At 60.9% G+C, this 12078-nt stretch carries 11 protein-coding genes and 1 tRNA gene; 3 read left to right on the forward strand and 9 right to left on the reverse strand.

The window, feature by feature from the left end; translation table 11 throughout:
• Positions 1–19 precede the first annotated feature (19 nt).
• Complete coding sequence (locus tag JL474_RS13530) at positions 20–433, reverse strand: YkvA family protein (RefSeq protein WP_203142471.1); 414 nt, start codon at positions 431–433, stop codon at positions 20–22.
• Between the two features lie 179 nt (positions 434–612).
• On the opposite strand from JL474_RS13530, the gene JL474_RS13535 reads away from it, so the two are divergent.
• Positions 613–1944, forward strand: coding sequence for a DUF4397 domain-containing protein (locus JL474_RS13535; RefSeq protein WP_203142472.1), 1332 nt, complete (start codon positions 613–615; stop codon positions 1942–1944).
• Positions 1945–2039: 95 nt separating this feature from the next.
• Here the strand turns inward: JL474_RS13535 and JL474_RS13540 are convergent, their stop codons facing one another.
• Positions 2040–3710 carry a methyl-accepting chemotaxis protein gene (locus JL474_RS13540; RefSeq protein WP_203142473.1) on the reverse strand — a complete coding sequence of 557 codons (1671 nt, stop codon included), beginning with the start codon at positions 3708–3710 and terminating at the stop codon, positions 2040–2042.
• A gap of 419 nt (positions 3711–4129) precedes the next feature.
• Between JL474_RS13540 and JL474_RS13545 the strand changes: the two genes are divergently transcribed.
• Positions 4130–5140 (forward strand): HAD family hydrolase, encoded by a 1011-nt coding sequence (locus tag JL474_RS13545; protein WP_203142474.1) that lies wholly within the window; start codon positions 4130–4132, stop codon positions 5138–5140.
• Positions 5141–5173: 33 nt separating this feature from the next.
• On the opposite strand, the gene JL474_RS13550 is transcribed toward JL474_RS13545, so the two are convergent.
• Positions 5174–5641 carry a PACE efflux transporter gene (locus tag JL474_RS13550; protein WP_123635758.1) on the reverse strand — a complete coding sequence of 156 codons (468 nt, stop codon included), beginning with the start codon at positions 5639–5641 and terminating at the stop codon, positions 5174–5176.
• Positions 5642–5981: 340 nt separating this feature from the next.
• On the opposite strand from JL474_RS13550, the gene JL474_RS13555 reads away from it, so the two are divergent.
• A complete protein-coding gene (locus JL474_RS13555; RefSeq protein WP_203142475.1) occupies positions 5982–7409 on the forward strand; it encodes a bifunctional diguanylate cyclase/phosphodiesterase in 1428 nt (475 codons plus the stop codon).
• 104 nt (positions 7410–7513) lie between these two features.
• Here the strand turns inward: JL474_RS13555 and JL474_RS13560 are convergent.
• The 6 genes from JL474_RS13560 to JL474_RS13585 form a co-directional block, all read right to left on the reverse strand.
• Positions 7514–7590, reverse strand: a tRNA-Met gene (locus JL474_RS13560).
• 144 nt (positions 7591–7734) lie between these two features.
• Positions 7735–8469 (reverse strand): 4'-phosphopantetheinyl transferase family protein, encoded by a 735-nt coding sequence (locus tag JL474_RS13565; protein WP_203142476.1) that lies wholly within the window; start codon positions 8467–8469, stop codon positions 7735–7737.
• Positions 8470–8489: 20 nt separating this feature from the next.
• Positions 8490–9581, reverse strand: a complete 1092-nt coding sequence (gene ychF / locus JL474_RS13570) for a redox-regulated ATPase YchF (RefSeq protein WP_123635755.1) — start codon at positions 9579–9581, stop codon at positions 8490–8492.
• Positions 9582–9698: 117 nt separating this feature from the next.
• Positions 9699–10289 carry an aminoacyl-tRNA hydrolase gene (gene pth, locus JL474_RS13575; protein ID WP_203142477.1) on the reverse strand — a complete coding sequence of 197 codons (591 nt, stop codon included), beginning with the start codon at positions 10287–10289 and terminating at the stop codon, positions 9699–9701.
• Positions 10290–10310: 21 nt separating this feature from the next.
• Complete coding sequence (locus JL474_RS13580; RefSeq protein ID WP_203142478.1) at positions 10311–10958, reverse strand: 50S ribosomal protein L25/general stress protein Ctc; 648 nt, start codon at positions 10956–10958, stop codon at positions 10311–10313.
• Between the two features lie 158 nt (positions 10959–11116).
• On the reverse strand, positions 11117–12061 hold the full coding sequence (locus tag JL474_RS13585) for a ribose-phosphate diphosphokinase (RefSeq protein WP_123635752.1): 945 nt from the start codon (positions 12059–12061) through the stop codon (positions 11117–11119).
• Positions 12062–12078 lie beyond the last annotated feature (17 nt).

The raw sequence follows: 12078 nt of genomic DNA on the forward strand, positions 1-12078 counted from the left end.
TCGGCCGACGCCGCGGGAGTCAGTGACGGGCGCCTTGGCCTGCCTCAAGCCACATCCGGTATCCCACCACGCCAAGTACGACGATCGCCGCCATCCAGATTGCGACAACCGCCACCCCTGCCCAGCGACTGACCGGCCTTCCGTTTTTGAAGGCATCGAGGGCGCGGGCGCGGCAGTCCGACATCACCGCTTCCGGCACCAGCCGGATCGCCAGCGCAACCCCCAGTGGCAGCAGGATGATGTCATCCAGATAGCCCAGCACCGGGATGAAGTCCGGGATCAGGTCGATGGGGCTCAGCGCGTAGGCCACCACGATCGCGACGACGGCCTTCGCCAGCCATGGGGTGCGTGGATCCCGGGCTGCCAGATACAGCGCAAGGGTGTCGGATTTCAGGCGTGAGGCGCTTTTTTTCAGCTTCTGAATCAAAGACATGGTGACGCGGTGCTGGCGTTTACGCGGGCTTGAGACTGACCGATTGTCGGTTAATGACGTCCAAATTGAAATCGTTGTCGTAGCCCATTGTGTCGAGCAGTCATGTTGTAGAACAACCCCAATAACCTGTGAGGGCAACACCAATGAAAGGGTTAGGAAGAGCGATACTTCTGTTCGCCATGGCGTTCTCAATGGCGGGTTGCGGCAGTGATAACGATACGAAAACCACGTCTGTCACGGTTTTCCATGCCTCATCCGATGCGCCCGCCGTCGACGTGCGACTGGGCAGCAAGGTGGTGATCAGTGATGCGGACTACAAGGCAGCGGGTCAGGTCCGCGTGAGAGGCACCGGTGAGCTGGCCGTCGACGCGATCCTGCCGGATGGCAGTACCACGGAAGTGATCGGCCCGCAGTCAATCAAGGCCGACAGCTCCGGAAAGGTCTACGATGTCTTTGTCATCGGCAAAGTGGCCGACAGTACCCTGGAGTCCCTGGTCGTGACCGATGAACCGGAGGCGACCCCATCGGACTCCGTGCGGGTTCGGATAGCTCACCTGGCCTCCGATGCGCCGGAAGTGGATGTCTATGTGACCGCGCCGGGTGCTGATTTGTCCAGCTTGTCCCCCGTGGCCACCGTCGCCTACAAAGACGTTACCGGCCCGCTGAACGTACCGGCCGGGGATTACCAGGTGAGAGTCACTGCGGCTGGCCGCAGTACTGTGGTTTACGACAGCGGCACCGTCAGCCTCGCCGGTGGTTCGGACCTGCTGGTCGGCGCGGTGAACAACACCAACTACGGCGATTCGCCCATCAGCCTGATTGTTGAGGAGGATGGCGACGTTTCCGAACTGGTGGATGCGGATGCGGGCGCCGGACTGCGGGCCGTGCACAACTCCTACAACGCGCCCAATGTCGACATTTACCTCGGCGCGATCGGCGGCACACCGGCCATTTCCAACCTGGCGTTCCCCGATGCGGCTCCCGGCGCGGACTTCGGCAATTACGCCGGGGTGGCGGCCGAGAGTACGGAGGTTTCAGTCACCGCCACCGGGGATACCACCGCGGTCGTCAGTGACACCTACGACCTGGCCAATGGCAGTGCCTACACCGTGCTGGCGGCCAATGCGCTGGCCCAGATCGAGCTGCTGGCTTTCTCGGATGATGATCGTCGCGCCGTGGCCACGGAAGCCAAGTTGCGGGTTATCCACGGTGCCGGCCAGGCCCCGAACGTGGACGTCTACCTGACGGCGCAGGGAGCGGGTGGCATTGGCAACGCCGACCCGGTGTTGAGCGATGTCGCCTTCGGGGAAAGTTCTGGCTATCTGCCGGTGGCGGCGGGTGACTACGACGTCTATGTGACGGCCGCCGGTACCGGCACCGTCGCGATCGGCCCCGTGTCCGTGACGCTGGAAAACGGGGGCGTCTATACGGCGGTGGCCCGGGAGGCGGCGGATTACGGCTCCAGCGGCGCCTTCACCGTGACGGGGCTGGATGATCTGGCCGCGCCCTGAGGCGGGGACCCAACGTCGACAGGACCATCAACGCGCAAGCAAAAGCCCGGGAGTCGAATGGCCCCGGGCTTTTTCTGTTCAAGGGTGGATGATGCTCAGACCTGGAACTGCGAGACGATCGACTGCAGCTCATTGGCCATCCGCGTCAGATCCTGACCGGCGGTTGCGGTTTCCTCCGCGCCCTGGGCCGTCTGCTCCGACATGGTATTGAGCTGCACGATGTTCTTGTTGATCTCTTCGGTCACGCCCACCTGTTCCTCCGATGCGCTGGCAATCTGGCGCGTCATGTCCTGGATGCGTGCCGTCACTTGGGTGATGGTGGTGAGCTGGGCGCCGGCCTCGGACGCGTAGTCCACCGTGCGGCTGACCTGCTGGCGGTTGCTGTCCATGGAGGCGACCGCCTTCTGGGACACCGACTGCAGTTGGTTGATCATGTCGTCGATTTCCTTGGTGGACTCGTGGGTCCGGCTGGCCAGCGCCCGCACCTCATCCGCCACCACGGCGAAGCCGCGCCCCTGATCGCCCGCCCGGGCTGCCTCGATGGCGGCATTCAGGGCCAACAGGTTGGTCTGTTCGGCGATCGCCTGGATCACTTGCAGCACGTTGCCGATGGTGGCGCTGGTTTCCTCCAGCTGGCGAATGGCCTGGGCCGACGTCTCGATGTCGTCCGCCAGTTTCGAGATTTCCTGGATGCTTTTTTCCACCGTGGCCCGGCCGCCGTTAGCGTGATCGCTGGCCTCGTTGACCGACTGGGCCGTGTCGCTGATGTTCCGGGCGATGTCCTGGGCGGTGCTGGCCAGTTCGTTCATGGCGGTGGCGAGTTGTTCGGTTTCCGAGGACTGCTCGTCGATGGTCCGGCTGGTCTGTTCGGTGATCACCGCCATTTCCTCGGAAGCGGCCGCCAGTTGCGCGGTGATGGCCGAGATCTGGCTGATCATGTCCAGCAGTTTCTGGCGCAGGCCGTTCATGGCGTGCAACAGCTCACCGACTTCGTCCTTGCTGTCCACATCGATTTCCTGGGTCAGGTCGCCGGACGCCGTGACGATGGCCCGGCGGATACCGCGCACAATGGCGTTGGCCACCACCCAGCTCATCAGTAACCCCACGAGGGTGCTGATGACAATCAGCGTGGTCAGGGTGACCAGCGCCGCCTGCTCGTGCGCTTCCGCTTCCTGGGCGCTGCGCTGGGTGAAGCCGGCCACGTCCTCGTGCAGCGCTCCCAGTCCGTCGTCCAGCTGGCTGGCGGCCTGGTCGATGTCGTCGGTCAGGTTGCCGGCAGTTTCCAGGTCACCCGCTGCAAAAGCCGCGAACGCCTCATCCACATGCTGCTCAAATCGACCATGGGCCGACGCAATATCCTTGAGTTGTTGGCGCACGATGCCGAGTTCCTGCCGCAACCGGGTGTCTGCGTCTGCACCCGGATCCGCCGCCATGGTCCGGGCCTGGCGAATCTCTTCATCGATTTGCCGGGACAGGGCATCGAAGTGATCCCGGGCTGTGGCCAGGGCCTCCTCGCTGCCGTTACCGGAAAGCGCCGCGCGATAGCCCGTCTCGTAGGCAATGGTCTGGCGCAGCTGGTGCTCGGTGATGCGGGAGAGTGAGCCGGCCAGGGGGATGTCCTTATCCGACACCAGCGCCAGTTCCTTACCGATGCCGGAAATGGCATAGAGGGCGTAACCGGAACTGGCCAGAAAGATGATCAGGATGGTGACGGCAATCCCGACAATTTTGGTTTTCAGGGAAAACTGGTTCAGAAAAGCATTCACGGATGGTTCTCCAGACAGCAGCGCTTGGCCCACCAGGGCCGTCTTTACCGGGTTCGCGCAATGCCAGATACGCTGGCGCACGATGGTGCCTTCTTTATCGACACTCTAGTAATACCCAATAGGTTTGGAAAGCGAATAAATGCAACCGTTTGTCGTTAGTTTTTCATATGGTTGCTGATGCGATTCAGTAAAGGCGGGATTAATACTCACTCGACTGTCCGGTGCATTGACTTGGGTCAATATGACGCAAAACTTTGCATATGAGGCGTGGCTGAGCCAACTCATCTCATCGGCAGCCCCATCAGCAGGGACTACACTGAAGACTTGTGCTGCCAGTGAAGGCGGCGGTGGGTTGCTTTCATCGCCAGATGACGTATCAGGATTGTCGGCAGTCTTCACATTTCTGGAGGCTGAGCCTTATGCAGACCCCATGGTTCCGTATTGTCTTTGTGTTCTTTCTCTTGTCCTGTTGCAGCGTCGCTCAAGCGACCGACAGTGACCCGCTGGCATCCTGGAACGATGGCCAGACCAAATCGGCCATTGTTGGCTTCGTCCAGAAAGTGACCGACAAGGGCTCGAAGAATTTCGTGCCGCCGGCCGAGCGTGTGGCCACCTTCGATAACGACGGCACGCTCTGGGCCGAGCAGCCGGTGTACTTCCAGGCCCTGTACGCCCTGGACCGGATTCGCCAGATGGCGCCGGATCATCCCGACTGGAAAACCACCGAACCCTTCAAGAGCGCCATCAACGGTGACGTGAAAGGGCTGATGGCCAGTGGTATGGAGGGCGTGATGAAAGTGCTGCTGACGGCCCATGCCGACGTGACCGCAGAAGCCTTCCGGGATTCGGTGACCGACTGGTTCGCCACCGCCAAACACCCCACCAAAAACAGGGCGTTCACCCAGATGGTGTACCAACCGATGCTGGAATTGCTGGTTTACCTGCGCGCCAATGGCTTCAAGACTTACATCGTCTCCGGCGGCGGTGTCGACTTCATTCGCGTGTTTGCCGAAGACACCTACGGCATTCCACCGGAACAGGTGATGGGCACCACCAGCGATGCCAAGTTTGAGATGCGCGATGGCGTGCCGGAGATCGTCAAGACCGGAAACATCATTCTGGTGGATGACAAGGAAGGCAAACCCGTTGGCATCTATCGCCAGATCGGCCGTCGCCCGATCATGGCCGTCGGCAACTCCGATGGCGATCTGCAGATGCTGCAGTACACCACCATCCCGCGCAGCAAAGAGGATCAGATGCCGCGTATGGGGGTGTTGCTGCATCACACCGACGCCGACCGCGAGTGGGCCTACGACCGCCAGTCCCACATCGGCCAACTCGACAAGGCGCTGGACGAGGCGCCCGAACGAGGCTGGGTGGTGATCGATATGAAGCAGGACTGGAGCCGCGTCTTTCCCGAAGGAAGCTGACGAGTGACGCCGGGGGCGATGGCCCCCGGCCGTCTAACGTGAGGACGACAGGGAGGCGGTGCTGTCACGGTGAGCTTGTGAGGGCGAAGCATCCGGATCCGGGAAGATCGTGTCGTACGCCCAGGTGAACACGAAGGCATAAACCAGATAGAACAGGACGAACGACAGATCCATCACCAGGGCCTCGGCCAGTCCCACCTCCAGCCACCAGGCAACAATGGGCAGAAACGCCAGCATCAGCCCCGTCTCGAAACTGATCGCATGCACCAAACGCATCCGGAACGTCTTACGGGTCGTACCTCTCCAGCGCTTTAGTCCATGATCAAACAACAGGTTGAAGGCATAGTTCCAGCCGGTCGCCAGGGAGGCGCCGATCAGGCCGAGAACGCCAGTGTCGCTGACCGGCAGGTCGAAGGCCCAGGAGGCCAGTGGAATGACCAGGACCAAGCCAATCACTTCAAAACTGACGGCTTGACGAATCCGGTCTTTGGGGGTGCGCATGGCAGGGCTCCAGACAAAGCGGGTCGTCCCGCATTCGAGTCCCAAACTGGGTGAGGTCGTCCTCAAAAGCGTTGAATGTTGCCTTTTTAGCGATTCGCACGGAAGAGTTGAATGCGTAGTTTTACCGCGATCGCAAACCCGGACCACGCGTATATGGCGTGGCCGGATGCTTGCAGAAGCGCCAAATGCAAGCCGATAGGTTTATATGCGATATACTGACAGGGTCATTAATGCATCACGTGTTGTCGGTTTTGACCGATCATCAAATAATAACCGGGCAGCAGTATGGATACCGCTCCGAGTGGCCAGTGAGGATGGCGTGTGGGCGGGAGTGTTGTCTATGCCACTGACCTCCGTATTCCAGGGCACCTCGTTGTCCGCACTGGGTGGTGTGCTGCCATTCGTCTTTGCCAATATGGACGTGGCCGTAATTGCGGCGGATTCCGAGCAGCGGATTGTCATGGTCAATCGCAAGGCCTGTGAGATCTTCGGTTACGACGAAGCCGAGCTGGTCGGACAGAAGACCCGAATGCTTCACGCCGATCCCGACGAGGCCACCGACTTCCCGAGTGCCGGCTCGATCGACACGGAGGCCGATCCGGGAGATGAGACCGTGGTGGTTCACTATCGGCGCAAAAGCGGTCATGCTTTCGACGGCGAGACCCTGATTAGCCCCATCGACAGCCCGGAGCAGGAGCATCTTGTGTTCCTGACGTTTATCCGGGACGTCACTCATCGCCTGGTGACGGAGCAGACCTTGAGTCAGCTGCACGCCATCACCACATCTCGCGAACTGAATTTTGACGAGCGAGTCGACGCGATCCTCCGGCTGGGTACCGAACATTTCGGGCTGCCGATCGGCATTTTTAGTCATATCGAAGGCGACACCTACACCATCGTGCGGGCTATCGACCCGGACAATGCCCTGCATCCGGGCATGACGTTCCGCTTTGCCGAAACCTATTGCAGCCAGGTGTTCAATGTCGGGGATGTCCGCGGTTTCTACCATGCCAGCAAGAGCGACATCCGCACGCACCCCTGCTACATCAACTTCCAACTGGAGGCCTATCTGGGCGCTACCATCTTCGTGGATGGCGAACGGTACGGCACCCTGAACTTTTCCAGCCCCGAGCCAACCAGCCCCTTCTCAAACCAGGATATTGAGCTGGTTCGCCTGTTTGCCCAGTGGGTGGGACATGAACTGGCCCGGCGGGAGGACATGCAAAAGCTCGAACAGGCCCGGATGGAACTGGAAGTGCTCGCGCGTACCGACTCCCTCACTGGCCTGTTCAATCGACGTTATATGGAAGAACGCCTGAACGCCGAACTGGATCGTTCCAGGCGTTACGGTAACGCCCTGGCCGTCGCGTTGCTCGACTTCGACCACTTCAAGGCCATCAACGACAAGCACGGCCACGCCGCCGGCGATGCCGCGCTGGAACTGTTTGCCGATACGGTTCGCGAACTCACCCGGACCACCGACATCACGGCCCGCTGGGGCGGCGAGGAGTTCCTGATGTTGCTGCCCGAAACCGACCTCGAAGGCGCCCAGAATTTTCTCGAGCGCCTGGCGGATAACCTGCGCGCGGCCGACTTTGCCCCGACGGGCAAGCCGGTCGAGCTGACCATGAGTATCGGCCTGGCCCTCGCCCACAGCGACGATGATCGGGACACATTGGTGAATCGGGCGGATGAGGCGATGTATCGAGCCAAGACCGGAGGCCGGGACCGGATCTGTCTGGCGGTTGGGGACGAGGTGGCTGGTTGAAGGGCAGGCGTACTCCGGGTGAATCCCCATTTGGCGGTTCAACACGCTTTCTATCGAGCATTAAAAAAGGCCCCACGCGTTCGCGAGGGGCCTTTTTTGAATACTGGTAGCAAGGGGCGGAGTCGAACCGCCGACCCCGGCATTATGAGTGCCGTGCTCTAACCAGCTGAGCTACCTTGCCATCTCGTTTTGAGGCCAGAAGCGCTCCAAACGAGGCGCGTATTCTCGGGATTTTGGGCGAGGCTGTCAACCCCTTTTGGGGGATCCGTGGATGCCGTCGATTGCGTGCGCCCGGATTGGTTGAAAAATGCGCGAAAAGGGGCTGTCAGAGCGTCGGAGCGGGGCCGGCGGGGATGGCGATCAGGCTCAGGATGTGGTCGTCGTGCTCGGTATATTGGGCGCCAATCACGGCCCCTGCGGGCCAGTCGTCCGACAAAGATTTTAGCAAGCGCAGGCGGCTTTGGCCCTCTGAGTGGGTCTCCAGCACTTCGGCGTGTTCGAAATAGAATCGCTGGCCGGTAATGGGGTAGAGCGCCTTGAACAGGCTCTCCTTGAGCGAAAAGATGCGGGTCAGGCAGAGACCGGGGGTGGCAGCCATGGCGTCGGCAAAGCGGGTGTGCTCGTCGGCGGTCAGGATCTGCCCGGCGAGCTTGCGGGCCCGGGCATCGGTCATGGTGACTTCCAGGTCCAGGCCCACGCCGGCGTAGTGCTGGCGGGCGCCGACAATCGCCGCAGCCTTACCCTGGCTGTGGGTGATGGAGCCGACGCAGTCAGCTGGCCAGCGCGGAGCGCGGTCATGGCCGGTTTCCGGGACGACTCCCTCTCCGGTCAGGCGTTGCAGGGCTTCACGGGCGCAGAGGCGACCGGCCAGGTATTCGGTCTGGCGCTTACCCCGGGCACGCTGGACGGCGGCTGGGGGCAGGATCTCGCAGTCGCGGAAATCGCCGGGGCGGAGCTGGTCTGGATCGAAATCGAGGGAGATCAGTTGCAAGCCGGGCAACGGCTGGCGCCAGGGCCAGCCGTCATCCAGATTGCTGCAGCAGAGGGGCAGGGAGGTCATGGCCGACGTCCCGCGCAGGCTTATACGTTAAAGCGGAAGTGAATGACATCACCGTCCTGGACAATGTAGTCCTTGCCTTCCAGGCGCCATTTGCCGGCTTCCTTGGCGCCCTGTTCGCCGTTGTTCTCGACGAAGTCGTCATAGCTCACCACTTCGGCGCGGATAAAGCCTTTCTCGAAGTCGGTGTGGATCACGCCGGCCGCCTGTGGGGCCGAGGCGCCGATGCGGACGGTCCAGGCGCGGACTTCCTTCACTCCAGCGGTAAAGTAGGTCTGCAGGCCCAGCAGCTTGTAGCCGGCACGGATGACGCGGTCCAGGCCCGGCTCTTCCATGCCCATCTCTTCCAGGAAGATGGACTTCTCGTCGTCTTCCAGTTCGGCGATTTCCGCTTCCAGTTTGTTGCAGATGGGCACGACTACGGCGTTTTCTTCGGCGGCAATGGCACGCACTTTGTCCAGGTGCGGGTTGTTCTCGAAGCCGTCTTCGTTGACGTTGGCGATGTACATGGTCGGCTTGACCGTCAGCAGGCACAGCTCGCGGATCAGGGCCATCCTGTCCTCATCCAGTTCCATGCTGCGCACCGGTTTGCCTTCGTTCAGCACCGGCAGCAGGGTCTGGAAGACCTCCAGCTGGGCCTTGGCGGTCTTGTCGCCGCTCTTGGCAACGCGCTCGACCCGCTTGATGCCTTTCTCGACGGTTTCCAGATCGGCCAGGGCCAGTTCGGTGTTGATCACTTCGATGTCAGCGGCCGGGTCGACCTTGTTGGACACGTGGATGACGTTGTCGTCCTCGAAGCAGCGCACCACCTGGGCGATGGCATCGGTCTGGCGGATATTGGCCAGGAACTGGTTACCCAGGCCTTCGCCCTTGGACGCCCCGGCCACCAGGCCGGCAATGTCGACGAATTCCATGGTGGTCGGGATGACCTTCTGCGGCTTGACGATTTCCGCGAGCTTGTTGAGGCGCGGGTCGGGCATGCCAACGACGCCGGCGTTCGGCTCAATGGTGCAGAAGGGGAAGTTTTCCGCCCCGATACCCGCTTTGGTCAGCGCGTTGAACAGGGTGGATTTGCCGACGTTGGGAAGGCCGACGATGCCGCAGTTAAAACCCATGAAAAGCCTCTGCTGGATGCGAAAATTTGATGCTGGATTATACCGATGTGGCCCGACCGGTGCGAATATGGAAAGGCCGAAGACGGATTGGGCCGGTCCGATGGCGCCGGAAGAAGGTCAGGCGCTGGGGCGAACGCTGTGCAGGGCGTTCATGGCCTTGGCCAGGTCGCCGTTGAGAACGTCTGGCAGCACGCGCATGATGTCGTCGCTGATGTTGTCCAGGTGCGCGGTGTCGGCTTTGGTCAGGCGGCTGAGAACGTAGCCGGTGACTTTGCGGCTGTCGCCGGGATGGCCGATGCCAAGGCGCAGGCGCTGGAATTCCCTGGTGCCCAGATGGGCGATGATGTCCCGCAGACCGTTGTGACCGCCGTGGCCGCCGCCTTTCTTGAAGCGGGCCGTGCCGGGTGGCAGGTCGAGTTCGTCGTGGGCGACGAGGATCTCTTCGGGCTGGATCTTGAAGAAGTCCGCAAGGGCTTTGACGGACAGGCCGCTGCGGTTCATGAACGTGGTGGGATTCAGCAGGTGCAGGTCGTGACCCTGCCACTGAATGCGGGCGTAGAGCCCGTGGTACTTCTTTTCGGGACGAAGACTCTGGCCCGCGGCGCGGGCCAGAGCTTCCACGAAGAGGGCGCCGGCGTTATGACGGGTGTTCTCGTAATCCGCTCCGGGATTACCGAGACCCACCACCATGCGTACTGCCTGTGCCATGCGACTGCGCCCCTGGAGCGATTACTCCTTGTCTTCGCCTTCTTCACCTTCTGCTTCGGCATCTTCGGCTTCGTCAGCCTTGGTGCCCTTCGGCAGGTGAACGGAGACGACCGCCTGGTCGTAGTCTTCGCCTTGCAGCAGAGCCGCAACCTTGACGCCTTTCGGCAGTTTCAGGTCGCTCAGGTGCAGGGTCTGGTCCATTTCGATGTCCATCATGTCGACTTCGATGAACTCAGGCAGATCCTGCGGCAGACAGATGACTTCCACTTCGTTCAGCTGGTGGTTGACCGCGCCGCCCTGCAGTTTGATGGCCGGTGCATTTTCCTCGTTGAGGAAGTGCAGCGGTACGTTGACGTGGATCTCGTGGTCCTTGTCGACGCGCAGGAAGTCAGCGTGGAACAGTGTCGGTTTGTACGGGTGACGCTGCAGGTCCTTCAGGATCACGCTTTCTTTCTTGCCCGCAACATCCAGAGTCAGGATGTGAGAGAAGAAGGCTTCGTTTTCCAGGGCCTTTTTCAGGTCGTTGTGCCACATGGAGATGGCTTGCGCATCTTTTCCGCCGCCGTAGATGACAGCAGGGATTTTACGCTCTTCGCGACGCAGGCGGCGGCTCGCACCTTTCCCCTGGTCGTCACGAAGGAATGCTTCGAGAACAAATTCTTGGGCCATGATCATTACCTCAATAAACACCCGTGCAGACTCGCGACCAAGTGATTGCAGGGTGGTTCCAATATCCCGGAAGTCAGCCGTAACCATTTTCCGGGGCTCAAACAAACAAGGAGCCCGAATGAGGGCTCCCTGTTCATTAACTCAATAAAATCGCGGGCTTATTCGAACATTGCGCTGATCGATTCTTCGTTGCTGACGCGACGGATCGATTCGGCGAGCAGTTCAGCCATTGCGAGGGGGCGGATTCTATCACAATTGCGCGCTTTGTCACCCAGTGGAATGGTGTCACAAACCACGAGTTCATCCAGTTGCGAGGCGTTGATGTTCTCAATCGCCGGACCGGACAGAACCGGATGGGTGATGTAGGCCACAACCCGGGCGGCGCCATGCTCTTTCAGCGCGTTGGCTGCCTTGCACAGGGTGCCGGCGGTATCGACGATGTCGTCCACCAGGATGCAGGTTTTGTCCTGCACGTCACCGATGATGTGCATCACCTGGGAGACATTGGCTTTCGGACGACGCTTGTCGATGATGGCCAGGTCGGCATCGTTCAGGCGCTTGGCCACGGCACGGGCACGAACCACGCCGCCGACGTCCGGAGACACGACGATGAAGTTGTCAAAACGCTGGCGTTCGATGTCGTCGAGCAGGACCGGGGTGGCGTAGATGTTGTCCACCGGAATGTCGAAGAAGCCCTGGATCTGATCGGCGTGCAGGTCGACGGTTAATACCCGGTCGATGCCGATGCTGGTAATCATGTCCGCGACGACCTTGGCGCTGATGGAAACCCGGGTGGAGCGAACGCGACGGTCCTGACGGGCGTAGCCGTAGTAGGGCACGACGGCGGTGATGCGTGTGGCGGATGCGCGACGCAGGGCGTCAGCCATCACGATCAGTTCCATCAGGTTGTCGTTGGTCGGGTAGCAGGTTGGCTGGATGATGAAGACATCGTGGCCACGGACATTCTCATTGATTTCAACGGTGGTTTCGCCATCGCTGAATTTACCGACGGTCGCTTCACCCAATGGAATGTGCAGTTTCTGGGCGATACTACGGGCGAGTTCCGGGTGGGCGTTGCCGGCGAAAATCATTAACTTGGACACGACGGAGTCCTTCTCAG

Origin of the sequence: Marinobacter mangrovi (assembly GCF_016798325.1) — a bacterium.
Lineage (GTDB): Bacteria > Pseudomonadota > Gammaproteobacteria > Pseudomonadales > Oleiphilaceae > Marinobacter_A > Marinobacter_A mangrovi.